This is a genomic window from Paraburkholderia suaedae (assembly GCF_040812055.1).
GTDB lineage: Bacteria > Pseudomonadota > Gammaproteobacteria > Burkholderiales > Burkholderiaceae > Paraburkholderia.
The window spans coordinates 178,868-203,832 of record NZ_JBFOAH010000005.1 but is presented as its reverse complement, the minus strand read 5'-3'; the positions used below and the strand labels follow the sequence as shown (position 1 = coordinate 203,832).

At 62.1% G+C, this 24,965-nt stretch carries 21 protein-coding genes; 10 read left to right on the top strand and 11 right to left on the bottom strand.

The features are described from left to right. Positions 1-140 precede the first annotated feature (140 nt). The 5 genes from ABQJ48_RS09935 to ABQJ48_RS09915 all read left to right on the top strand — a co-directional run bounded on the left by ABQJ48_RS09935 (position 141) and on the right by ABQJ48_RS09915 (position 5,203). Positions 141-1,160 (top strand): ABC transporter substrate-binding protein, encoded by a 1,020-nt coding sequence (locus ABQJ48_RS09935; protein WP_367837702.1) that lies wholly within the window; start codon positions 141-143, stop codon positions 1,158-1,160. Positions 1,161-1,208: 48 nt separating this feature from the next. Further along, a complete protein-coding gene (locus tag ABQJ48_RS09930) occupies positions 1,209-2,003 on the top strand; it encodes an ABC transporter ATP-binding protein (protein WP_367837700.1) in 795 nt (264 codons plus the stop codon). A 16-nt stretch (positions 2,004-2,019) separates the two neighbouring features. Then, positions 2,020-2,883: an ABC transporter permease gene (locus ABQJ48_RS09925; protein WP_367837699.1), complete on the top strand. Its 864-nt coding sequence runs from the start codon at positions 2,020-2,022 to the stop codon at positions 2,881-2,883. A 301-nt stretch (positions 2,884-3,184) separates the two neighbouring features. Then, a complete protein-coding gene (locus ABQJ48_RS09920; protein WP_367837697.1) occupies positions 3,185-4,708 on the top strand; it encodes an alkaline phosphatase family protein in 1,524 nt (507 codons plus the stop codon). 177 nt (positions 4,709-4,885) lie between these two features. Then, positions 4,886-5,203 carry a DUF4148 domain-containing protein gene (locus ABQJ48_RS09915; protein WP_367837695.1) on the top strand — a complete coding sequence of 106 codons (318 nt, stop codon included), beginning with the start codon at positions 4,886-4,888 and terminating at the stop codon, positions 5,201-5,203. 298 nt (positions 5,204-5,501) lie between these two features. Here the strand turns inward: ABQJ48_RS09915 and ABQJ48_RS09910 are convergent, their stop codons facing one another. The 3 genes from ABQJ48_RS09910 to ABQJ48_RS09900 form a co-directional block, all read right to left on the bottom strand. Continuing rightward, positions 5,502-5,750: a hypothetical protein gene (locus ABQJ48_RS09910; RefSeq protein ID WP_367837693.1), complete on the bottom strand. Its 249-nt coding sequence runs from the start codon at positions 5,748-5,750 to the stop codon at positions 5,502-5,504. Positions 5,751-5,919: 169 nt separating this feature from the next. Next, complete coding sequence (locus ABQJ48_RS09905) at positions 5,920-6,966, bottom strand: phytoene/squalene synthase family protein (RefSeq protein ID WP_367837692.1); 1,047 nt, start codon at positions 6,964-6,966, stop codon at positions 5,920-5,922. 787 nt (positions 6,967-7,753) lie between these two features. Further along, positions 7,754-8,377 (bottom strand): Imm52 family immunity protein, encoded by a 624-nt coding sequence (locus ABQJ48_RS09900; protein ID WP_367837690.1) that lies wholly within the window; start codon positions 8,375-8,377, stop codon positions 7,754-7,756. Positions 8,378-8,482: 105 nt separating this feature from the next. Here ABQJ48_RS09900 and ABQJ48_RS09895 point away from each other — a divergent pair, with 105 nt between their 5' ends. Next, positions 8,483-9,052: a hypothetical protein gene (locus ABQJ48_RS09895; RefSeq protein WP_367837688.1), complete on the top strand. Its 570-nt coding sequence runs from the start codon at positions 8,483-8,485 to the stop codon at positions 9,050-9,052. 24 nt (positions 9,053-9,076) lie between these two features. Here the strand turns inward: ABQJ48_RS09895 and ABQJ48_RS09890 are convergent, their stop codons facing one another. Continuing rightward, entirely contained in the window at positions 9,077-10,273 is a 1,197-nt protein-coding gene (locus ABQJ48_RS09890) for a two-partner secretion domain-containing protein (protein WP_367837687.1), read from the bottom strand. 917 nt (positions 10,274-11,190) lie between these two features. Between ABQJ48_RS09890 and ABQJ48_RS09885 the strand changes: the two genes are divergently transcribed. Beyond that, positions 11,191-12,696 (top strand): ATPase domain-containing protein, encoded by a 1,506-nt coding sequence (locus ABQJ48_RS09885; protein ID WP_473094122.1) that lies wholly within the window; start codon positions 11,191-11,193, stop codon positions 12,694-12,696. A gap of 5 nt (positions 12,697-12,701) precedes the next feature. Further along, positions 12,702-13,058: a response regulator gene (locus ABQJ48_RS09880; RefSeq protein WP_367837686.1), complete on the top strand. Its 357-nt coding sequence runs from the start codon at positions 12,702-12,704 to the stop codon at positions 13,056-13,058. A 29-nt stretch (positions 13,059-13,087) separates the two neighbouring features. Here the strand turns inward: ABQJ48_RS09880 and ABQJ48_RS09875 are convergent, their stop codons facing one another. After that, positions 13,088-13,339 carry a hypothetical protein gene (locus tag ABQJ48_RS09875; protein ID WP_367837685.1) on the bottom strand — a complete coding sequence of 84 codons (252 nt, stop codon included), beginning with the start codon at positions 13,337-13,339 and terminating at the stop codon, positions 13,088-13,090. Positions 13,340-13,415: 76 nt separating this feature from the next. After that, positions 13,416-13,919, bottom strand: a complete 504-nt coding sequence (locus tag ABQJ48_RS09870; protein ID WP_367837684.1) for a lecithin retinol acyltransferase family protein — start codon at positions 13,917-13,919, stop codon at positions 13,416-13,418. Positions 13,920-14,378: 459 nt separating this feature from the next. On the opposite strand from ABQJ48_RS09870, the gene ABQJ48_RS09865 reads away from it, so the two are divergent. Beyond that, positions 14,379-14,666: a hypothetical protein gene (locus ABQJ48_RS09865; protein WP_367837682.1), complete on the top strand. Its 288-nt coding sequence runs from the start codon at positions 14,379-14,381 to the stop codon at positions 14,664-14,666. Between the two features lie 5 nt (positions 14,667-14,671). Continuing rightward, a complete protein-coding gene (locus ABQJ48_RS09860; RefSeq protein ID WP_367837680.1) occupies positions 14,672-15,442 on the top strand; it encodes a PP2C family protein-serine/threonine phosphatase in 771 nt (256 codons plus the stop codon). A gap of 30 nt (positions 15,443-15,472) precedes the next feature. Here ABQJ48_RS09860 and ABQJ48_RS09855 read toward each other — a convergent pair whose 3' ends face one another. From ABQJ48_RS09855 to ABQJ48_RS09835, 5 genes are all read right to left on the bottom strand, one after another. Further along, positions 15,473-16,834: a sigma-54 interaction domain-containing protein gene (locus ABQJ48_RS09855; protein WP_367837878.1), complete on the bottom strand. Its 1,362-nt coding sequence runs from the start codon at positions 16,832-16,834 to the stop codon at positions 15,473-15,475. Next, positions 16,834-19,890: a peptidase domain-containing ABC transporter gene (locus ABQJ48_RS09850; protein WP_367837679.1), complete on the bottom strand. Its 3,057-nt coding sequence runs from the start codon at positions 19,888-19,890 to the stop codon at positions 16,834-16,836. The genes ABQJ48_RS09855 and ABQJ48_RS09850 overlap by 1 nt, the downstream gene beginning before the upstream one ends. Before the next feature lie 84 nt (positions 19,891-19,974). Next, the gene (locus ABQJ48_RS09845) at positions 19,975-20,727 is read right to left on the bottom strand and encodes a peptidylprolyl isomerase (RefSeq protein WP_367837677.1); all 753 of its coding nucleotides are present in this window, start codon (positions 20,725-20,727) and stop codon (positions 19,975-19,977) included. 37 nt (positions 20,728-20,764) lie between these two features. After that, positions 20,765-22,138, bottom strand: a complete 1,374-nt coding sequence (locus ABQJ48_RS09840) for a beta-barrel domain-containing protein (protein ID WP_367837676.1) — start codon at positions 22,136-22,138, stop codon at positions 20,765-20,767. After that, a complete protein-coding gene (locus ABQJ48_RS09835; protein ID WP_367837675.1) occupies positions 22,116-24,794 on the bottom strand; it encodes an FHA domain-containing protein in 2,679 nt (892 codons plus the stop codon). Before ABQJ48_RS09835 ends, ABQJ48_RS09840 begins: the two co-directional genes overlap by 23 nt. Positions 24,795-24,965 lie beyond the last annotated feature (171 nt).

The window sequence follows — 24,965 nt, the reverse complement described above, 5'->3', positions numbered from 1 at the left end:
GCTCGCCTCGGGTTAACACCCATGATTTGCCCCACGCTCCGAAAGCTGCCAGAAGGTTTCCAGTTTTTATAATCGCCGTCATTCACCCAGAAAGCGCCGCGCGTCGATCATGCGGTGACTAAACCTAAGGAGACTGCTCCATGCGTAACTTGCGCCAGATTGCCGCTGTATCAGGTGTTGCGTTCACCCTCGCCGCCGCCTCGGCCGCCGCTCACGCCGAAAAGCTCACGATCATGGTCGGCGGCGCCACCAAGATCATCTATCTGCCGGCCAAGCTCACGGAACAACTCGGCTACTTCAAGGACGAAGGCCTCGACGTCGAGATTCTCTCGCAACCGGCCGGCGTCGATGCGGAAAACGAACTGCTCGCGGGCGCGGTGCAAGGCGTGGTGGGCTTCTACGATCACACGATCGACCTGCAAAGCAAGGGCAAGGAAGTTCAGGCGCTGGTGGTCTTCGGCCAGGTGCCAGGCGAAGTGGAGATGGTGTCCACCAAGGCGGCCGGCAACTTCAAGAGCATGGCCGACGCGAAGGGCAAAACCCTCGGCGTGACTGGGCTCGGCTCGTCGACCAGCTTCCTCACGCAATACCTCGCGCAGCGTGCGGGCGTGCCCTCCACGCAATACACGCTGCTGCCGGTGGGCGCGGACAACAGCTTCATTGCGGCCATCAAGCAAAGCCGCATCGACGCCGGCATGACGACCGAGCCGACCGTCTCGCAACTGCTGAAGACCGGCGACGCGAAGGTGCTGGTCGACATGCGCACGCTCGAAGGCACGCGCGCCGCGCTCGGCGGCACTTATCCGGCTTCGAGCTTCTACGTGCAGCGCGCGTGGGCCGAGTCGCATAAGGACGACGCCGCCAAGCTCTCACACGCGTTTGCGCGCACGCTGAACTTCATCTCGACGCATAGCGCCGAAGACATCGCCGCGAAGATGCCGAAAGACTATTACGGCAACAACAAAGACCTGTATGTCGGCGCGCTGAAGGCGTCGCTGCCGATGTTCACGAAGGACGGCAAGATGCCCGCCGACGGCCCGGATACGGTGCTCAAGGTGCTGTCGGCGTTCAATCCTTCGGTGAAGGGCAAGCACATCGATCTCGCCAAGACGTATAGCAACGACTACCTGTCGGCGCCGGTCAAGACCGCGGCGAAGTAAGTCGCTTTCAACATCATGAGCAAGCAGGAAAACCGAGAGGCCTCCCCGATGAATCAAGCTATGTCACGCGATACGCCAGCGATCGAAATGCGCAACGTGTCGTGCCGTTTCATTTCTCCGGACGGCAAGGCGACGATCGCATTGCGCGACTTCAGCATGTCTGTGGCACGCGGCGAATTCGTCGCGGTGGTCGGCCCCACCGGTTGCGGCAAGTCAACCACGCTCAGCATGATCACCGGACTGCTGAAGCCCACTACCGGCGAAGTGCGTGTCATGGGCGCGCCGGTGGACGGCATCGACCCGCGCATCGGCTTCGTGTTTCAGGCGGACGCCGTATTCCCGTGGCGCTCGGTGCTCGACAACGTGGCTGCCGGTCCGCTGTATCGCGGCCGTTCGAAGTCGGCCGCCTACGACGAGGCCAACGAATGGCTGCGCCGCGTGGGTCTGGACAAGTTCGGCAAGCACTATCCGCATCAACTTTCCGGCGGCATGCGCAAGCGCGTGGCGCTCGCGCAGACCTTCATCAACAAGCCGGAAATCCTGCTGATGGACGAGCCGTTCTCGGCGCTCGACATGCAAACCCGCACGCTGATGCAGGACGAACTGCTGCAATTGTGGGGGGGTGCGGGCTCCGTCGTGTTCGTCACGCACGACCTCGAAGAAGCGATTGCGCTCGCCGACCGCGTTTTCGTGCTCACCGCCCGCCCGGCAACGCTGAAGAAAGTGTACGAGATCGATCTGCCGCGTCCGCGCGTCACGTCGGAAGTTCGCTACGACCCGCGTTTCATCGAAATCTCGCGCGACATCTGGCACGACCTGCGCGAAGAAGTGCAGATCGGCTAATCAAGGAACGGCAAATATGTCTACTACCTCTCAACACATGATGCCGTCGGGCATCGATGCCGCGTCGCTCGCCCAGGTCGAACGCGTCGCGCAAAAACGCATCCGGCAGCGTCGCGCGCTGGTGATCACGCTGCGCGTACTCGTGCTGGTCGTCGTGCTCGGCGGATGGGAATTGTCCGCGCGCCTGAAGTGGATCGACCCGTTCTTCTTCTCGATGCCGAGCGCGATCTTCGATCAGATCGTCGACTGGTTCGTGAACGGCACCTCGCAGGGGCCGCTGCTCACGCAAGTGTGGGTCACGCTCGAAGAAACCGGACTCGGCTTCCTGATCGGCTCGGTGGCGGGCATTTTCTGCGGCATCGTGCTCGGCCGCAACAAACTGCTGTCCGATGTGTTTAGCCTCTACATCAAGATCGCCAACTCGATTCCGCGCGTGGTGCTCGGCTCGGTGTTCGTGATTGCGCTGGGTCTCGGCATGGCGTCGAAGGTGGCGCTGGCGGTGGTAATGGTGTTCTTCGTCGTGTTCGCCAATGCTTTCCAGGGTGTGCGTGAAGCGGATCGCTACATGATCGCCAATGCGCAGATTCTCGGCGCGTCGCGCCGTCAGGTGACGACTTCGGTAGTGATTCCGTCGGCGCTGAGCTGGATTCTCGCGAGCTTGCATGTGAGCTTCGGCTTCGCGCTCGTCGGCGCCGTGGTCGGCGAATTCCTCGGCTCGAAGCAGGGTATCGGTCTGTTGATCTCCACCGCGCAAGGGGCGTTCAATGCAAGCGGCGTATTCGCGGCGATGATCGTGCTGGCCGTGGTCGCGTTGGCCGCCGATTATCTGTTGACCGCAATCGAGCACCGTTTGCTGAAGTGGCGGCCGCAAGCGGTTTGAGCTAGCCCTATTGAGCGGGCAATTCGGCCCTGCATTTCCCGGTTTAGAAGATCGATGCCGTTCAGTCCAGTGCGGGGCTGAACGGCATTTTCTTTGGTAGCTCCGTCGCTGCACGCCCCAGTCACGAGGCTCGGCGCCTGACGTCACGCGCGGCGTTGCAGTTTAGCCAGTCCAGCACCGCAAGGCCCTTTCGCCGCCGCCCGTTTTGCGCTACGTTGACAACGCCGGCCAGTCGAGCAGATACAGCCGACACGGCGATACGCATGCGGAATCCATCCCCTCCACTACTGGAGCGACGAAGATGAGTGACGTGCACGACGGCGCACAGAAGGACCCGATCGATCATGTGGTCCTGCTGCTGATGGAGAATCACTCTTTCGATCAAATGCTCGGCTGTCTCGACGCGGTGCACCCAGGATTGGACGGCGTGCGCAACTCGGCGTCCCGCTCCAATGACGACGGCAAAGGGCATACATTCTTCGTTCGCGAGACGCGCGAGCGGCAAATGCACCTCGATCCGGATCATGGGCATCGTGCGGTGCTGGATCAGATTGCAGGAGGCAACAGCGGCTTCGTACGCTCCTTCACCCACGACTACCCGCACAGCAGTCACGCCGCGCGGCAAGACATCATGGGTTATTACCCGCTCGGTTTTCTTCCCGCGCTTCACACGCTGGGTTCGCGGTTCACCGTGTGCGACCGATGGTTTGCGTCGATGCCGGGCCCCACCTGGCCCAACCGCTATTTCGCGCTCACGGGTACCTCGAAGGGAGAGGTGGGCATGCCCTCGGGGCTCGATGCGCTCAATCCCGTGTGGTACAACGGCCAGGACCAGGACACGATCTTCGACCGTCTGAATGCCGCGCGCAAAACGTGGAAGATCTACTTCTACGATTTTCCGGCCTCGCTGCTATTGAAAAACCAGCGTCGGGCGGAGAACCTCGCCAACTATCACCTGTTCGACACCTTCTTCAGCGACGCGGCCGGTCCTGCCGACGCATTCCCGCAGTTCGTACTCATCGAGCCGAAGTACTTTGGCGAAGCGCAAAACGACGACCATCCGCCGCACAACGTGATGAAGGCACAGAAGCTGATTGCGGATACCTACAATGCACTGCGTTCCAACCGGGCGTTGTGGGAAAAAACATTGTTGGTTGTCCTTTACGATGAGCACGGCGGCTTCTACGATCACGTCGTGCCGCCGTCCGACGCTGTCGCGCCCGACGAGCACACCGGCAGCTTCAGCTTCACGCAGCTCGGCGTGCGGGTGCCCGCCATTCTGGTGTCGCCATGGTGCGAGGCAGGCGTGTGTCATGCGCAATTCGATCACTGTAGTGTGCTCAAGTATCTCTGCGACAAGTGGCAATTGCCGCCGCTCGGCAATCGCACGCGGGCCGCGGCCAGCATCGGTCTCGCGGTTCGCTGCACGGGCGAGCCCCGCACCGATACCCCGGCGTATATCCGCGTGAGCAATCAATCGCTGATCCCCCAGCATGTGGAGTTGGAAAAGAAATCGTCGAACGCCAACCAGCATGGGCTGCACCATTTCGCCGACCATTTGCATGCGGAACTGGATCGACTGGCGTCGAATGTGGTGAAGTCGGCCGCGGATTTCGCCCGCACGGAGAATGCGTGGGTTCGCTTCAAGAGCGCATTCGGTTCGGCGTTGATGAGTGTCGGACAGTGGCTCAGCCGGGACTTCTATCAAGCGAAAGCGCAGCGCGAGGCGCGTACGAGTCGGGCGTTCACGCGCTTATCGCAAGCCGCGCCTGGCGGCGGGAAAGCGCCGCAACGCGACGCGAGCGCGCCCAAACAGCAAGGTTGAGCACCGGACGCGAGCCCGCATGGGGTCGCCACGTTGCGGGTCTTTGTCTCAAAATTGGCAACAAACCTTGCCTGAATCGGCTCTTACTCTCTCCAGTTCACAAAACTACAATGCAATCACTGACTACGAACGAGAACGTTCGCAGCAAGACAAAAACCGAACTGGAGGTAGTTAATCATGAAATCGCTCATTCAAGCCGTTGTTATCGCCGCTGTGCTGGCCGCTCCTGTCGCTTCGTTTGCGCAGTCCAACCAGCCCATCACCCGCGCCCAGGTGCGCGCCGAACTGGTTCAACTCGAAAAGGCCGGCTATCAACCGGGTCACGCCGATCCGCACTACCCGGCTGACATCCAGGCCGCGCAAGCTCGTGTCAATGCGCAAGACGGCACCGCACAAGCGGCAGCAAGCGGCTTTGGCGGCACGGTAAGCGGCTCGACGCAATCGGGCCGTGTGGCTGCGGCCCCGGGTGCGAAGTCGATTTATTTCGGCCAGTAAGCAGCCGTCAAGCGGTAGCGAGTTACCAGCGAGTTGCCCGGCGACATCATCGCAGGCAGTATCTCGTGCACTCACCCGCACTTAGCGCGCCCTGAGGCGCGCACCCGACTCAAATGAACTGGCCCGCGACCGAACCATTGCGATCGCGGGCCAGTTTTTGTATTCCACACCTCCGTCATCGGGTTCCCGATGACTTCGCCCGGATCTTCGCGGTCTGGGCACTTTTTCGCGGCGCTATTGGTGCACTGTCGATATCTGGCTTGACGCGTGTTTCAGTCGTCAGGCCCCGCGATCGCGATCAATCGCGTGCAATCATATCGCCCACTCGACCACGGCCGGTTACGAGACAGCTCGACAGGAAATTCTCCGCCTGGCTGCTGGCCCCCGCCTCTGCAAAGCCTTTCTTCAACGCGTTCGATTTGACCAGTTCCGCGCCCTGGCGGCAGGTTATGGTCCCTGTCTCTCCCGCTTGCGCACGCATCAATGCCCTGTCCGCCATCAGATAGCCGAGCAGCAAAACCACGGCAATATTGAACGCTTGTCTCATGCTTCGCCTCCTTTCGAAAGAGACTAACGCGATCCAGCGATGCATGGTCCTAGGGGTTTCCCGATTCTGCCGTATTCAATGATGCAGATTAAATGAGCGGAGATCTCGCACGTCTCCTATTGAACCGCATACCCTAGTTCTTATTGATCCAGCGTTGATTGCGCTACGTTCAAAGGCGCGCTTCAATCTGCCCGATGCGTTTGTCGATCGCATTACGCACCCGAACATTCGACGGCACAAGCAGCACCGAGGACGCAATGATCCGATACACCGTGTTGCGCCGTACCTTCGAGACCTTCCGCGGATCGAGCCACGCATCGTTATCCACCAGCAACAGCAGGGTCTCGAGGCCAATCAGAATCGGCCATAAACAGGCAAGCCGCAAACGCACCGAAAATGCGGGAATCGCCAGCGTGTAGTCCAGCGCTTCGCGAAAGTGATCGAGCGTCTTGCGCAACAGGTCGACCAGCAGCGGCCGCGCGCGCAGCGAGTTGGCCGGCACCAGCAGATCCTGCACGCTCAACCCATGCCGATCCAGCAGGCTCTGCGGAAGATAGCAGCGGCCGATCCGCAAGTCCTTGCCGCAATCTCGCAGCACGTTGGTCATCTGCAGCGCTTTACCGAAGCGCACGCCCCGGCGCGCCATCGTGTCGAGCTGCTCGTTCAGCGTGCCCGGCATGTGCGCATAGGTCATCGTGGTCCAGAACTCGCCGACGCAACCCGCCACCAGATACGTATAGCGGTCGAGATCGTCATAGTCGCGCAGCGCGGCGATCTGGCCGGACTGTTCATCGGGGAAGGTGCGCAAATCGAATTCCATCCCTTCGGTCAGCATCGACACAATGCCGCGCACCGCCTTGCGATCCGCTTCGCTGAGTTGCAAGAGCACGTCGAGCGCAGGTCCCAACGATTCGAGCAGTGTCTTTTCGTCCGATTGCGTCTGCTGGCGCGCGACCTGGTCGGCCATGCGGCGTAACAGCGCGCCGTCATCGGTTGCGCCGTTCACCTGATCGCGCAGCGACAGCAGCAGCGCAAGACGTTGCTCGGGCGGGATCAGCGAGGTGTCGGCAATCGTGTCGGCCGCGCGCGCGAGCAGGTACGCGAGACCGATCGGATCGCGCATGCCGGCGGGCAGCACGCGCAGCGTGAGATAAAAGGAGCGTGAAACGCCTTTCAGGAGCGGGCCGAGAAGGAAGGCCCGGGTCGGATTCGGCATGGATGGAGGCGGGTCGGTATTGGGCCAGGAAGCGGGGCAAATATCAGGCGCTGCGGAATTGTATACGGCGAGGCGTCTTTGCGATGCGTCGGCGGCCTTTTCCGAGCGCGCATTGCCTCACGTTCGAGGCTGCCGGGCTGAACGCCGGTGGCGGTCCGCGCGCTGGACCTCGAAGCAAGCCGATCGGCGGGCATTGCCTGATGCAGGCAAACATGGCTACCCGTTACCGCTCCGCAATCGACGCATGGCTGACTTTTGAACCGAAGCTCGCTGCGCGGCGTCTGGGCCGGCGCCCGATTGTCGCGAGTATGGCGCAGTGATATCCGGGCTCGCCGTAAAATCACTTCCCGGAACACCCGGCTTGACGCTGTTCGTGGCAACAAATCAAGGCGCAGCGGCAATGGTCGAGCGGTCTAGTCTCCGCCATCAATGCTTCAACGCGACTGCGATCGTTTCCATCGAAAACCACCTCCAAGGAGTGTGCTGCTCCGGGCAGAGGCGGCTGCAATATTGCCGATGAGTGGTTGCAGCGCGCGATCGCAGGAATTAAGGAAATGCACGGCAGCGAGGACGCCCGCAGGGAAGTCGCACAACGGCAGTCGCCACGCCCGCACACTGAACGCTCGCCCACCGACGGATTGCACAATCAGAACGAACGCTCTGCGACGCTCGCCCACGCCATAAAGAACAAACCCGGCGCGCTCGGGCCGGGTTCGGGGTGACTGCTACTGTCCGGGCAAATACCGGCGCAAGTCCATCCGGCAAGGTAAGAGGATCAGGATCGCATTCACATTGGAGCGAGAAACAGACGCCCATGCTCCAGCTCCTGTTCCAATGAATTCTGCGGTATATCACCGGGCACTTTCATCGATGAATTCACATATAGTGCTCTGTCCAGAAACGGACCCACATTAGCGTGCAGATCCAATGCAGAGCGAGACGCAACGATAGCCCAGTCTGGATCCCACGCTTGAGCCAAGGCGGTTGCCACTTGCAGGACTTGATCGAATGAAGTCGTATCAAAGCGAGGCGGAAGCTTAAGAACGATCGCATTAGACAATCCAGCTACGGCTGAGTACAGCCCACACTTCATCGTCAAAGACGATGCTTCTTCATTGCCGCCGCCGTTCCAAACCGACATGCGATATCCCAACTCGTCAATGACTTCGCCGCCGACGTCCCTTCGATTACGCCCCTTCATGAACAATTCGACGAGCGCATCCGTTGACAGGTCAATGGGCTCTGCCTGCGTCGCTTCGGAACGACTACGGCCTAGCGGACGCCAACCTTTTAAATATCCGGAGGCCTGCGAAAGCGACACGAAGAACTGACCTGCGCGGCAGGCACAAGCATCGACTGGCTCCCGCCGTGAGCCCCAATAAGCAGCGGCAACGTAGGTTTCCAAAAGCATCGTCCTTTACTTTGGAGGCTGGTAAATAACCGAAACACCTTTAATGCCTTCGTCACTCAGCAGGTTCTTGATCGCCGTGGCGGCTGATGGCTCAGCCACGCTCCATTGGATCGATTGTCGGCGGGGCAAAAGCTGGCCGTCACCGGCACCACCCAGTTGGGCGGTAGCGCCACGCTGTCGGGCGCAAACATCACGACCGGCGGCACGACCACGGTATCGGGCGCGCTGAACGCCACCGCGCAGAACACGCTGGACCTGTCCGCCGGGCAACTGACCGTCGTAAAGGATGCCACCCTGACGGGCACAAACGTCTCGACGGGTGGTGCACTGATCGGCGGCAACCTGACGGCGAACGCGAGCAAACAGCTGACGACTGGCGGCAGCAATACGTCGGTTCAGGGTGCGGCGAACCTGACGGGCACCAACGGCGTCACAAATACCAGCAGCGTGCTGTCAGGTGGGCCGCTGACGGTCACGGGTGCAAACGTCACGAACGGTGCTGGCGCGAACCTGATCTCGACCGCCGCGACGACCGTCAACGCGACCGATGTGAATAACGCCGGCTCGATCGCCGGGCTGACGACGGCCGTCACCGCAAATGGCAGCCTGACGAACAACAATGGCGCGATCATCGGGACGAACGCGCTGAACGTCGCGACCGGCACCTGTCAATGAGTCAATGTCGCCACAAGCACAGGCTTACCAAACGCAAATCACTGGCGTTGCGGGGCAGGCGTACGTTGTCAGCTTCACACTGCCGTTGGACTGCGCGGTGCCAACCGACAGGCTGCCGCCGGCGGTCATGCTCAGATCCTGCACCGACTGCACGGTTGCACCCGCAGCAGAGATGTCGCCCGCGGCGTTCACCGCGTACTGGTTCGCCAGTGCGTTGCCGCTCATCGACACATTGCCTGCGCTCGTGAGCGTCGCGCCCTGCTGCGCATAGGTCGAGCCGGCGACGATATCCCCGTTCGACGTGACGACCAGATTGCCCGCAGTGGCCGCGAGAGGCCCGAGCGCACGCACCCCCACCCCGGCGGCGTTCGACACGATGAAAATCTGTCCGGCCGTAACGGAACCGTACCGGCTCGCGTCGATCGCGTAGCCGCTCGAGGTTGGGGCGACTGGCACGCCATTGGCGGCCGTCGCGTAGCTGTTCCCGGCCGCTCCTGCGCTGACCGGTGTAACGGTCTGGTTGCCGGCAATGACGTTGACGCGCTGGTCTGCATAAAGAGGCGCAGCGATTGAGACAGATTGCCCGATCAGATCGAGATTGCCGACGGTGCCTTCGATGCCGGCGCCCGGCGTACCGTTGGCGCCCGCTGGCCCGCTGATGCTGATGTCGCCGGATATGACGGCATACCCGAGCGCGGCCGCGTGGGTAAAGTCGGTTGACGATCCGCCCACGCCACTGAGAAACTGCGCGGCACCTGTGGTGAGCGTCAGGTTCGTCGCGTTCGTGACGCTCAGACCGTTAACGCTTATTCCATTCGGATTGCTTACGATCAGGGCGGCAGGCGATCCGAAAACTTCGAGCGGACCCGCCAGGACACTTCTGTATTGTGTGCCGGTCGACGTCACCTGCGCGAGAATCGTACTCGCGGTCCGTCCCGCCAGATTAGGGTTTGCGCCGAGCGTGCCGCCCAGCAGCGGCGTGCCGCTGACCAGGCTGTTATTGACCACGAGGCCTGTGCCATCCACATTCAGCGACTGAAAATTATTGACGCTGATGCCGTTTGCGTTGGGCGCGGTGATATTGACCGCGGGTACAGCCGTGCTTGTCTGCGTGAGAGAAGGCTGAAACTGGATCGGCGCGCGTGGATCAACGATGGGCGCGGCCTGTGCGACTTCGTCAAACAGGAAAGAGACTGATGCCGCGTACATCACGAATGCCATGACCGACGCGGTCGCGCGCATCCACAGCGGACGCCGCGATACGCCCGGCTGATAGCCGATTATGAAGTGGCGTGCTTCGAGTGCAGTGTTACGTTGTGCTAATCGGTGGAATCTCTCTCGGTCCAGTCGGCGCATGGGGTCCCGCGTTATTCGTATTATCTATGGTCGTGCTGCGCGAACTATAGCTGCGAATCGAATCCCGGAATGTCAACAAAGTTGTATGTGACAAAAATTCATAGTGGCTTTATTCAAAGCTGATAAGTTCGCGGGGGCTGACTGCAGGACTGCAGTGCGCGACATGGCGACCGATTTCAGGGCGGCACCATGACGACCGCGATCGCCGTACCGTTACTCGTGAGCATCATCATCGCCGTCCGTAATTGGCCGCGTCGAACTCGGGCACGCGCTTGCAGAACTCCCGTTCGAGGTCGGGATCCGGGTTGCAAACCAGGAGATCGACGGCGTCGTCGCTGCTCGCGACTCAGCCCATCCGCTCAGGAGCGGCGCCTCGGCCGATGAGAAGGCGCTCGCTCCGCGACAGCAACAAAACCGCCCCCAGCGCTTCGTAAGCGATGCCTCCATGTCTTCCTCCAATGCCAGCATTCATTGTCGTCGAGGTCGACGGAGTTACAGTGGATGCCATGGCGTCGCACTGCGCAGCCGGTGCGTGCTCGCGTCGGAACCGTTCAATAGTGGCGATCGCTGTCTCGCACATTGCGCCTGCTGCGCAGCTCAGAGCCCCGCCACAACGGCATTCGTTCGCCAACTGCTCCGCGCCCGGCTAGAATCGCGGACATCAATGCCGTTGCGCGTCACCGCTCGCCGCGGGAACGCAGATTGCTCATACTGATGGTTCGAGCTATTGGACGGCGCGAGCCCGAGCCTTCGCTTCTCCGCACCTACATAACAGATTGACAATGACTACCCCCGAATCCCAGCTACCCCTCCGGCCTGTCGAAATGCAATCCAGCGCGATCCGGGCCAACATGGAAACCGGGGTCCCCGGGTTCGACGATATCCTGGGCGGCGGGCTGGTCCGTGGCGGCGTTTATCTGCTCGAGGGCATGGCCGGTGCAGGCAAGACGATCCTGTCGAGCCAGATCGGTTTTCATCGCGTGGGGCAGGGCGACAAGGTGCTGTACATGACCTTGATCGCCGAATCGCACGACAAGCTGTTAGCGCACCTGAAAGGCCTGAGCTTCTTCGACGAGACCGCGGTCGCGCAGCAAATGCTGTTCGTGTCCGGCTATCACGAACTCATGCAGGGCGGCCTCGATGGCTTCCTCAAACTGATTGCGTCAAGCATTTACGACTACCGGCCGAGCCTGATGATCATCGACGGCTTTCGCAGTGCGCGCGAATTCAGTGAAACGGAGTTGTCGCTGTCGAAGTTCATTCACGAGCTAAATGCACTGGTCGCCGCGATGAATTGCACCACCTTGCTGCTCGCGCCGCTCTCAGGCAACGAACCGCATCCTGAGCACACGTTAGTCGACGGCCTAATCGAACTGAACCGCCATAGCGACGGCATGCGCCGTGCCCGCGAGATCGAAGTCCACAAGATGCGCGCGCGCAACCATCTGATGGGCAAGCATTTCTTCCGTATCGCCGAAAGCGGGCTGCTGATGTTCCCGCGGCTCGAAGCGCAGTGCGCGATGCCGCCGGGCCCGGCCAATCTGACGACGCGCCTCGGTTTCGGCTTGCCTCGTCTGGACAGCCTGCTCGGCGGCGGCTTCGCGCAGGGCTCCACGACCACGCTGATCGGACCATCCGGGGTCGGCAAGACCATGCTTTGCCTGCAGTTTCTCGCGGCCGGCCTGGCGCGCGGCGAGCGCTGCGTGTACCTGGGGTTCTACGAAGGTCCGCAACGGCTGATCGGCAAAGCCGAGGCGGTGTCCATCAGACTGTCCGAAGCGCATCGGGATGGCCGCCTCGTCATCCAATGGCAACCGGCGATCGAACTCGCGATCGACGAACTCGCGGCCAAGGCGCTCGATGCAGTCAAAAAGGTCGGCGCGTCGCGCATCGTGATCGACGGTGTAGAGGGGTTCCGCGATTCCGCGTTACGCAGCGACCGCTTCGGCTTGTTCCTGAACGCGATGCTGCATCAGTTGCGCGAAGCCGGCATTACGACGCTACTCACCGAAGAGCTGCCCCTTTACGCCGAGCCGGGTTACGCCAGAAGCGTGCGGGTCTCGGCGCTGACCGAAAACCTTATCCTGCTGCGCTATGCCGAGGCGGACACCGGCCTGCGGCGGATGATCTCCGTGGTCAAGCAGCGCGAGAGCGCGCATGACACGTCGCTGCGCGAACTGGTGATTACCTCGCAAGGACTCGATGTGATCGACGGCCCTGCCAATTCCACCGACGCGGGGTCAACGCCGGGGCTATCGACGACGCTGCAACCGCGGCGAAACACGTAGCCGCCATGAAAACCATTCTGGTCGTGGACGACGAGTTCGACATTCTCACGGTCTGGCGACTACTGCTGGAGCGGCACGGCTACGCGGTGATGACGGCGTCGAACGGCGCCGCGGCGCTGGAACTCATCAACGCTCGCCGGCCCGACGTCATCGTGTCCGACTGCATGATGCCGATCATGTCGGGATTGCAGTTATGCGCCGCACTGAATACGGATCCCGACTTGCGCTCGATTCCGATCCTTCTGTGCAGCGCGGCTTCGGATATTCCCGTGCAGCCGAACCCCACCATCGCGTACGCGCGCAAGCCGCTGTCGTTCGACGCACTGCTTGCGATTCTCGAACGAATTTCGTCATCGGCTTGAATCAAAGAGGCGGTACAGCAAGTGGGGCACTAGGCAAGCGCGGTGCGGCGGTGGCCGTTCATCGCGGGCCGCGCGGCTTGCGGCGGGAAGACGTTCCACGATCCGTCGTCATGGCGAAAGAAGAAGATCGACAGCAGGCCGCCTGGCCGCAGCGCCTGAACGCAGACATAACGCTGATGCGACGTCCTGTGACAAAACGCCACGACGCGCGCGGGCATCGACGGCGTAGGCGCGAGCCATTTGTCGACGGCCCAGTGCAAGGTCTTTTCGGTGGCAGCCATGATGGTCTCCTTGAATCCTTTTGCTCGAATCACTGAAATGCGGTGTCGTCCGGTACGTGCGTGGCGTCGCGCAGGATTACGCCAATTGCGCGGCACCGTGAACGCCCCTCACGCCACTCTCGATAAAAGCCTTCACCAGGCACGCGAGCGCAAGCACGCCGGCACGCGGATGGCGCAAGCAGCAGTGCACCTGTTCGCTGCGGCTTTCGCCGAGCAGGCACCATGCGCAGAAGTGTTCGCAGTTGTTGGTCAACAGGCGGTAGCGGTTTTCCCCGAGACGTGAGCGCGCGCGGCGCACGGCCTCGTCGCCGGCATAACGGGCGCTGGGCGTCGAGCGGATCGACAGCGGGTGGCCGGCGGCGAAGCAGGTCAACTCCACTTCCTCGACCGGGCCCCGATGCGCGGAGCCCGCGAAGCCCGCGTAGTGGACCACCCGCCCATTGCCGACGTAGATGCCGTGGTGTTCGTAGCCGCGCCGTTGTGTGACCAGATGCGCGCCGATCGGCAAGTCGATGGTGGACGTCGTAGCCTCACGTGAATCGCGGCCTTCCACGTTCGTCTTCAGAGGATGGGTGCTCATGGCTCGCCTCGTTTGCATTTCCAACACTGTTGCGAGGACCTTTGCATCATTCGGGCCATGTGCGGCCAACCCTTTATCCTCAGCACTTGCGGGCCTATTCAAGGGCGTTTGACCGAAGTCGGTGTCAGCGCTCAGCCAACAGAATTCGCGCAGATATGTTGGCGCGCGACACGCATGACGGCTCATTGGGATCACGGCGAGCGCCGTTTTGTACGCAGCGAAAAGCCGCGCGAATGTGTTGGGTCGCACACCGTTCGGAGGGCGTGGTTGTTGGCTGCCTGGCGACCTGTGCGAGCGCAGCGATCCTGCGGCGCTTCGCGCGAGCACGCAGAATCGCCGAGCAATCAAGGTGTTAGGGGAAACATGGCTGGCGCGGCCGCGCATTGGCATAGCGCTTGCACGATACCGTGCGAATCCTTCTAAACCGCGCGTCGCCTGCGCGGTCAACCGGAGAACGTCATGGCTTGCATCACAGTGAACGACCTCGCGCTGAATCTCGCACTCGACCGCAAAGCGATGGCGGCAATTCGCGGTGGCGGCGGTGCACCGTGGGTGTATGGCTGGATTCAGCCGTATGTGCGCGAAACGCCGAGCATTGGACCTGTCGTCAACCTGTACGAGGTGTCCAACAACTTCTATGCTAACCAGATGATCAATCAGTTCCAGTCGGTGGACGTGCGCAACACTGGCGCGAACTCGAACATCAGTGTCTCTCCCGACGCCCGCAGCCGAAACGATATGGTGTAGCCCTTGTGACCTGTGCAAGCCAATTTCGCTGGAGGTCGTCCGCGCGTTCCGACACGGGATGCGTGCGCGAAATCAACGAAGACGCCTGCCTCGATCAGCCCGACCCCGGACGCTGGGCCGTCGCCGACGGCATGGGTGGGCACGCGGTGGGCGATCTGGCGAGCCGTCTCGTGATCGACGCGCTAAGCCGGCTCGCGTCGCCGGTCAGCTTGAAAACGCTGATCGCCGACGCGCGCGCGCGGCTGCAAAGCGCGAACCGGGAACTGCGCGAGGAAGCCGCGCGCCGTCAGGTGCAGCGGATTGGGAGCACCGTCGTCGTGCTGCTTGCTTGCGACCGCTTCTGCGGCTATCTGTGGGCAGGCGACAGCCGTATCTATCTGTACCGCGAAGGACAGTTGCGGCAACTCACACGCGATCACAGCCAGGTCGAGCAGCTCAAATCGCTTGGGGTGCTCACGGATGAAGAGGCGCGGCACCATCCGGCGCAGCACATGATCACGCGCGCAGTCGGGGCAACGGACCAGTTGGAACTCGACGACGATGCGATCGAAGTCGCCGACGGCGACGTCTTTCTGCTATGCAGCGACGGGTTGAGCAACGAATTGAGCGACGACGAAATCGGCTCGGTCCTGAGCTCGACGGAGCGCGCGACCGCGTGCGAGGCACTGGTCGAACTAGCGCTCGCGCGCGGCGGCCGCGACAACATCACCGCGGTGGTCGTAGAAGCGCAAGACCCCGATGCGTCCGACAAGACCTTGCTGAATCCGTCGCCCTGAATTGCGCGGGGTCGTCTCGCTCAACCAGCGTCACGTCTCGTCTTCCTCGTCGCTCGTGTTATCGACGCCACCGCTCCTCGTCGCGGCGGCCGGCGCATTGCGGTTGCGAAAGTCTTTCGAATGCAGGCCGTGCTTTTTCAGCAGCATCTGCAAATGCGAGCGGTTCATGTCGATACGCCGCGCGAGTTCGGCAACGGTGCCGCTCACCTCGCGCAGGCCGCGCTCGAGAAAAGCCTTCTCCGCGTCATCGCTGGCGGCTCGCTTGGCGTCGCTCAGCGACATCAAATTGGCGACGCTGATCGGCTCTTCGCCGCTCGCGCCGGCAGCATTCGACGCAGCCGCCGAACCGGGCGCCGCCGGCCGCATGTCCAGCGGCAGATGATCGACGTCCGCCATGTCGCCCGCCAGACACGACACGCGATACATCACGTTACGCAACTCGCGGATATTGCCCGGATACGCGTAGTTCAACAGAAAGTCCCGCAAACGCGGGGTCAATCGCACGGGCCTGCGTTTCAAGATACCGGCCGCTTCGTCGCCGAACCACGCGATCAACAGCGGTATTTCATCGCGGCGCTCGCGCAACGGCGGCAGCGTCACGTGGATCACGCTCAACCGGTAGAACAGGTCTTCGCGGAACTTGCCCTGTTCGCTGAGCTGCCGCAGATTGCGATTGGTCGCCGCGACGATGCGCGTGTCGACCGCGATGGTTTCGTCCGAGCCCACGCGTTGAATCTCGTGTGCCTCCAGCACGCGCAGCAGTTTCACCTGGCCTGCGAGCGGCAACTCGCCGATCTCGTCGAGAAAAATCGTACCGGTATGCGCGCTTTCGAATTTGCCCTTGCGATCATTCGATGCCCCGGTGAACGCGCCTTTACGATGCCCGAATAATTCGGATTCCAATAGATTGTCTGGAATGGCGCCGCAATTCACGGAGATGAAAGGCTTGTCCGAGCGCGAGCCGTTTGCGTGAATCACCTTCGCCATCAACTCCTTACCGGTGCCGCTTTCGCCGTCGATCAACACGGGCAAGTCGGTCGGCGCGGCCTTCTCGGCGATTTCGAGCGACTCCAGCAAACGCGGATTGTCACCGAACGTCCCCTCGAAAATGAAGCTGCGCTCGAGCAGCGCCTTTCTTCGTGCACCGCGCGATTGATCGGCTGGCTGCTGCGCGTCGGCGGCCACGGCCGCCTGCACGAAACGCTCCTTGTGCGACAGCTGCATCACCTCGTCTCGCAACGAGGTGGCTTGCCGGAGCAGCTTGTCGATATCCGCGCGCTCAAGCCGCGACGACCAGCGCAACGTCGAGCGCAAAATCTCGATGCGCTCGATCAAGCCCGCATATGAGATCGCGGGGCTGGCCTCTTCAATCTGGTCGAGTATCTTCATCATCATGCACTCAACTGTTTCTGGACCAGTTGGTAATACATCCCGCCGCGCTGAATCAGTTCATCGTGACGGCCCTGTTCGACAATCGCCCCTTCGTACAGCACGAGAATCTTGTCCGCCCGCATGATCGTGCTGAGCCGGTGCGCGATGATGACCGCCGTGCGGCCCTTCAGAATGTCATGCATATTGCCGAGAATATTGCTCTCAGACTGCGAATCGAGCGCCGAGGTGGCTTCGTCGAAAACCAGCAGACGCGGGTCGTGATACAGCGCGCGCGCAATGCACAGCCGCTGGATCTGTCCGCCCGACAAACCGATTCCACGTTCGCCGACAATCTGTTCATAGCCAAGCGGCATCTTGCTGATAAACGCGTGCGCGTCGGCCGTCTTCGCGACTTCTTCTATCCGGCGTCGGTCGGGCGAGTCGTCACCGCTCGCAATGTTCTCGGCGATCGTGCCCGAGAACAGCAGATTGCTCTGCATCACATAGCCGATCTGCGCGCGGTAATACGCTTTATCGACCACGCCGAGATCGTAGCCGTCGATGGTCATCTTTCCTTCGCTCGGCGCGTAGAAGCCGACCAGCAACTTCGCGAGCGTGGTCTTGCCCGAGCCGCTGCGCCCCACTATCGCCACCAGCTCGCCGGGCTTGATGTCGAAGCTGATGTTTTCGAGTACATAAGCCGAGTCATTGTCGCCGTAACGGAAATAGACGCCGCTCAAACTGATTTCGCCTTGCAGCTCGGGCAGCATCACGCGCGACGGCAGGTCCTGCGGCCGCTGCTCGGGCTCGATATCCAGCACGTCGCCCAGGCGCTCCATCGCGACGCCCGCGTCGTTCAGCATGCTCCACAAACCGACGAGCCCCATCAACGGACCCAGCACGCTGCCCATGAACGCGTTGAACGCGATCAACTGTCCGATCGTCATTTCCCGCGCGAGCACGAGCGTCGCGCCGACCCACAGAATCGCAATCGTCGTCGCCGCATTCAGCAGCTGGCTGCCGAAGCCGACCAGAATGTTGAACGCATGCGCGCGATACTGTACTTCCAGCGCCTTTGCGTATTTCTTCTCCCAGCGCAAGCGCACCGGCCGCTCGATACCCATTCCCTTGATGGTCTCCACGCCGGCGAGCGCTTCCATCAGAAACGACTTGGATTCGGTCGACGCGGTGAACACTTCGCGCGCGTAGGCCTTGATCTTCGGCGTGGCCAGCACGGTCAGCGCCATGATCGGAATGACGAACGCAATCAATACGAGGGTCATCTTCACGTTGTAGACGAACATGATCGTGAAGTAGATGAACACCATCAGCAGGTTCAACGCGGTGGTGACCGTGGACTCGGTGAGGAATGCCCGGATCGTCTGGTTCTCCTGAAAGCGCGCGAAAATGTCGCCGGTCTTGCGCTTCGCGAAGAACGAGAACGGCAACGACATGGTGTGCTTGAAGAACTGCGACATCATCGCGAAGTCCATGTTGCGCACCATGAAGTTCGCGAGATAGGCGCGGATCGTCGACATCAACTGCGAAAACACGTTGGCGATGATCAGTCCGCCTATCAGCAGATGCAGCAGGCTGACGTTCTGATGCACGATCACGCCGTCGAGAATGTTCTGGATGATCAGCGGCGGAATCACCCCCAGCACCTGGATCACGAAGGTCGCGAGAAATAGATGGCCGAGTATCTTCTTGTACGGCTTCAGGTAGCCGACAAAGCGGATCCAGGGCGAGCGCGCCGCCGAAATCTGCAGCAGATGCGGGCCGCCGGTAAACAGAAGACACGTGCCGCTCCAGCCGCGCTCGAAATCTTCGACCGCCAACTTCCTGAAACCGAGCGCAGGGTCGGCCACCCATACATAATCCTTCGAGAGGCCGTACACCACGACGTAATGATAGCCCTCCCAATGCACGATGAACGGCAGGTCGAAGCCGCGCAGCGAATCGAACGTGCATTGCACGCCGCGCGCGGTGAAGCCAAGCGATTCGCCAGCCCGCGCAAGGCTATCCAGGGTCGCGCCCTGGGTCGTGACGTTGGCAAGTTCGCGCAGTTTGCCGAGCGTCATCGGGATGCTGTAGTGGCGGCATATCATCGCCAGACACGCGGCGCCGCAATCCATTTCTTCCGCTTGCTCGACCAGTGCGAAGCGCTTGATGACTTTCTCGCCGAACTCGGGCTTGCTCTGCAAGTCGAGCATCAACGGCAATTTGCGGCGTTGTTCGAGACGCTTTTGCCGCTGCAATTCGCGCTCGCCGTACCGGATGCGCTCGTCGAGCACTTCGCGCAGCTTCGGATTGCGTTCCAGAATGAAATGAACCGTGCGCTCCGGAATCACCAGCAGCCGCGTATCGGTCGCCGCCACGACCGACGCCATCTGCTCCTGACGCATCAAGCACGCTTTCTCGCCGAAGATCTCGCCTTCGCCGAGTGTCGCGAGCGTGTAGTCGTGGCCGTCCTCATGCCGGACGATACGCACCTGGCCTTGCCGGACCACGTAGAGGCGCCGGTCGTCGCGGCCGTCCTGCTTGAGAATCTCCTTGCCTGCGGCGACCCGCTTCACGCCGACGCTGCGTACGTACTCTTCCAGCTCCGCCTTGTTCAGCTTGCCGCGGAGATCGAACAGTTGCGCAACGAAGCCGCCCGCCGAATTGATCGCCACATAGCTCGCCACGAAAGCCAACGCGGCCTGGTTGCCGGCCATCACCGGCTCGATCGCGGCGCGCGGGATGAACAGCAACTCGGTTTTGGCCGAGGCCCGCACCGACGCTTCGTGAACATAGGTGCGCAACATCGCGATGTCGGCGAAGATCTCGCCCGACTTGCGCACGCCCATGCTGGTTTCCTTGCCGTGCTCTTCGGTGAAGATGCGCACTGAGCCGGTGCGCACGACGTAAAGACCGTCGGCCACCTCGCCCGCGGAGCAGACGGTTTCGCCGAACGAATAGAAGCGCGCTTGCGCATAGTCGGCAAGACGCTCGATCTCATCGCGCGAAAACGGCGAGAAGATTTCTACCGAGGCCAGAAATTCGGCGGCAGAAGGCGCGGTCTGGGGTACGTCCATGTGCTTGCGGATCTCCGTTCGGCCGACTTCGATTGCGTTGAATCTCGTGACGCGTTTCGCTATGAAGCGAACCGCGCGCAGCGGCTAGCGCGCTTCGATCACATGCTCCTGTGCACGCGCGATCAGCCAGCTCTCGCGCAAGAGCCGCCTGACTTCGGCGGCCACGTCCGCGTCGAGCGTCGCCGGATACTTGGCCGTTACCGCGAATATCTCGAAGCACGAGCGATCCGCCGACGCAAACGGCCCGAGCAGATCGCCCACCGCCGCATTGAATATCTTCGCTTCGATCTCCGGCTTCAAGGAACCGCGCAACACCTTGCCGATCACGCCGCCCGCTTCGCGGGTATCGGCGATCGAATGCTCGCGCGCCATCTCCGCGAAGCTATCGGGATCGTCGCGCAGGTATGAAATCATCTCCTTCGCCTTGCCCTCGCTGTCGAGCACGATATGGCTCACCTCGATGGCGTCGAACTTCGGCGAATTCAGCGCGAAATAATCGCGGATTGCGGCTTCGTTACCGACCTGGTCGAGCATCTTCTCCTGGTACAAGCCGTCGGTGATGAAGGCCTCGAACTCGTCGAGACTCACGTGCAGCACGTCGAGGTACTGGTTCATGTCGGTCGCGCGATGCAGCCCCCGCACGCGGCGGAATTGATCGGCGCGCTGCTGGATCTCGTCGGCGCTCACGGTGATGCCCTGCTTCTTCGCCGCATGCACGGTGAGCTTGTCGCGCACGATCTGCTCGATCAGGCTTTCGAACTGGCCGGTCAGTTTCAAAAGACGAATGAACTCGGACACGTCCACGACTTCATCATCGATACGCACTATCGCGGTCATTTCATTCGCTCCTTGTATTGAGGTGTGATCGACGTGCTCAGCCCGCCACCTGTCTGAACGGGTCGAGGCCCAGATCGATCAGGCGCCGCTCGCGCACCACGATCTCCGCGCTCGCGGTCATGCCGTAGCGCAATGGGTAACGGGTGTCTGCGATCTGGTAGTAGTTCTTGTCGAGCGTTACACGGCCTTCGTAGACCGGCTGCTTGTCCTGCGCCGACGGCTTGGTGGCCGGGGAGATATACGCAAGCGTGCCGCTGATGAGGCCATAGCGCTGGTACGGGAACGCGTTGAACTTCAGCTTGACCGGCAGGCCCTCGTGCAGAAAAGCGCGGTCGTGTTCGGCGATTTCGATCTTCAACACAGGCCGCGCGTCTTTCGGCGCAATGCCGCCGAGCGGCGCGTTCGCCTGGATCTTGTCGCCGCGCTGGGTCGACGTGACGTCCGTAATGACGCCCGAGACCGGCGCGAGGATCAGCAGAAAGTTGTCCTTGTCGATGTTCTCGAAGCGAATTCGCGCGGCGGCTTCGGCCACGAGTCGGGCGCTCTGCAATTGCAGGCGGAGCTTGTCTTCGGCATCGGTGATGTCGCGCACTGCCGAATCGTATTGAAGCTGCAGATCAGTCGTCTGCTGGCCGCTCGTTTCGAGTTGCGCATTCGCCTGCGCGTACTCGTGACTCAAGCGGAAGTCCAGTTCCGCGAGCTTCGATTGCGCGACCCGGTAAGCGTTGTCCGCTTCCAGTGCGGCGGTCCGCTTCTGCTCGACCTGCAATTCGGCGATGCCACCGCCGCCTGGCTGCGCGAATAGCGTCGAGTAGCGGTCCAGTTCCTGATGCGTGGCGTCGCGTACGCGGCGCGCATTATCGAGCGCGCTGCGCGCTTCGTCGAGTTCGGCCTTCTGCCCTTCGGCGAGCTTGCTGGTGCCTTCGGACACGCGGTTTTCGTGAAGACGCGCCTCGACTTCCATCTGTGCCTTCAAGGCCGCGGCCTTGCGCTCCATCAGCGCTTTCTTTTCCGGGAACTGCTTCCAGTCCCGCTCGGCGTCTTCGAGTTTGAGCTGCGCCTGCAGCGCATTGCTGGCCGCTTCAATCGCACCGCGTGCATTCAGCCGCGCCAGCACGTCGCCTTTGGACACGGGCTGTCCTTCGGCAATGTAAAGGTCGGCCAGTTCCCCATCGATTGGCGCATAGATGCGGCGCACTTCGGATTCCGGCGACAACGTGCCTTGCGCGCTGACGATGACGTCCGCGCGGCCGATGAACGACCACAGCAAGCCGGCCACCACCAGCGCGACCATCGCCCAGATCAGCGCGCGCGCGATCCGCACCGGCTCGGCGGTGAGAATCGCAATGCCTTCGACGCTGTGATCTTCCAGCGCCTCCGACAATGGCCTAGGGTGATGGTCGCGCTTCACTCTGCTCGCCTCCGATCAACGCCAGCTTCGCCTTCAGCAGTCCGGGGTCCAGCACCATGCGCAACTCCGTCAACGAGCGGCGCTGCAAATCGGCTTCGGCCTGGATGTCCGCGAGCAGGCGGTCGAAGTCCGCGGGATGGTCGGCCTTCAGCTGCGTGTAGATGCGCATGCCCTGTTGCGCGGATGCTTGCGCCTCGGACAGCAGACGCGCCTCGCTGCGAAAGCCCGGCGAGATGCCCGCTTCGAGCCGCTGCGTGCCGCCTATCGAACCGCTCGACCGATACTGCTTCCACAGGCTCTGCGCGCGCAGCATGAGGTCCTGGGCGCGGAGCAGCGCTTTGTCGTGCAGCGCGTCGACGTCCTTTTCGATCGACTGCACGAACCACGCATCGGTCTGCGGATCGAGACTCGCGTAGAACGACAGCAGGCGCTGGTCATGATCCTTGCCGCCGCGGGTCTTCTGCAAGTCGGTGTATTGGTCGAGCAACGCCCTCTTGTGCGCCGCTTCCGCCGCCAGCACGTCGGACCATGGACCCGCGGGCATCGACTGCAAACCCGCCAGCGCCTGCTGCGCGTCGCCGCGCTGCCACGCTGCGTTCACCGCGTCCTGCCGCTCGATCACGTCCGCGGACGGCAACCGGCTCGCCGCGAGTTGCTGGAACTGCGCCTGAAATGGCGGCGTGCTAAAACGTACCGACTTCAGCATTGCGAGCAACGGCACCAATTGACGGCTCAGCGCGGCATTCAGCAATGCGGTGTACTGGCGCAAATCTTCACGCACCCGGTCGAGTCCCGCGAGACGCGGATAGCGCTGCGCGTAATCGTCGAGTACGGGTGGCAGCGCGTCGGGCTTGTCGCGCGCGAGTTCGGTGCGGATCACGCCGTTCAGCCGGTCGATCGCGGCAACGTACACCGAATCGTCGCTCTCCAGCTTGCGCAGATGACTGAGCGCCTGCGCGTACGGCTCGGCGAACACCGGCACGTATGAGGCAATCCGGTCGAGCGCGCGCTGATGGCTCTTCGCGTCGTCGTCCCAGCGTTGCAGCAGCGCGTTGATCGTGGCTTCGTCCGCGTACATGCGAATCGGCGCGTCAACGCCGCCGCGCGCCGCAACGAAGCGCTCCAGGTCGCCCACCCATTGCAATTCGCCGACCAGCGACGCAGCGTCCGCGTTATTCGCACTCAACGACTTCATCTCCTTGAGCAGCGCGTCGGCCCGCTCGAACTGCGCCTTTGCCAACGCGTTCAGCCAGCCCGGCACTTTCGCTTTGAGCAGCGCTTCGGTGGCGAGCGCGCTCACCTTCGTGTCCGCCGGATGACTCGCCAGATAGCTCCGCGCCGCCGTGACCGCGCTCGTGTAGTCGCCGCTCGCCAGCAGATTCTTCAACTCGCGCTCCGACGAACCGTGCAGGTACGCCATCACGCCCACGGCCACCACCATGACGACGCCCGCGCCGCCCCAGCCCGCGATACGCTTGACGTGGGTGCGATCGTCATCTGAGAAGGCCTTGCCGAGTTCGCCCGCCAGCAGGCGCCAGCGCCGCCGCGGCCTGACTTTCGCGCCTGCCGCGGCGCCGGCTTTGTTCCCATCCTGCGCGCCGTTCGTCCGCTTGTTCGACGTGTTGTTTGCCGTGTTGTTCGCCCGGTTGTCAGGCCGGTTGGCGTGGCTAGCGTCGCGAGTCCCGCTGACGCCACTGCCAACGGCGCCTCCCCGCGCGGCCCCGCCCAGTGGGTCACGTTTGCCCTGCGCGGACACGGACGCTCGCGCGTCGTTCACTTCGTCTTCGCGTTGTAGCGCCGGGTCGACGCAAAAGATATCGAGGAACGAATGCGCGGCGCCTACGAACGTGGTCTTGTCGGTATCGGCCGCCTGCTCGGCGGCCGGGCTGAGCGATAGCTGCGTCACGGTAGGCTCGACTTCAGGGGGCTTGTGCAGCGACACCCTGTAGACGAAGTGATCTCCGCCAAATGCAACGACGTCGCCCTCCGCCAGCGGCAGCGCACATTCGTCCAGGCGCTTTCCGCCAACGAAGGTGCCGTTGGTGCTGCCGAGATCCTCGACGTATAGCTCGCTGCCCTTCCTGAAGATATGCGCGTGACGCCGCGAGATGTAATTGACCTGATGCGGATAGCGGTCCTTGTAGCGCGCAAAAACGTCGTCCGCCTTGCTGACGAGAAACGGGAAAGCCTGCACCTCGATCGGCTGCAGGCCCAGATCGTCGCGCTGCGGCACCAGCATCAGGCTCGGCGCGGGCGCAGCACTCATGCTTGCCACGATGCGTGCGCGCGGCTCGATGCCGACCCGGTAGCACAACTCGCCGCCGAAGCACAGTTCGTCTCCCGCTCGCACGCGCGCCGGCGTTTGGCGCACCGCGGCACCGTTGAGCGTGGTGCCGTTCTTGCTGCCGAGGTCGGCGACATACACCGCGCCGTGTTCCGTGAAAATGCGCGCATGACGGCGCGAGAGCCGCGCGATGCGCTCAGCCGGATAGTCGGTGAACGGGGCCTCGCTGCGGCCCACCGCGAACAGGTTGTCGACGATCCGGATCGCGTCGAGCGCCGGACGTTGCGGGGAGCCGACCGGTGACAACACCACGTCGAAGGCAGCGTCCACTGTCGCGCGCATCTCAGCAATCGGAGCTTCGCCGGCGGCCATTTTGTCTGGATCACTAAGCGTTTACCCGCTGCAGCGAAAGCGCAGCGGAAACGGCACGAAGGACAACAGCGCAACAGTATCGTTGTGATGAGCCGCATGAGATGAAGCGGCTCAACAATTGTAAGTCACGCATGGCGAGTGTCAATTTTCAGATCGTCGATGAGAAAGGCA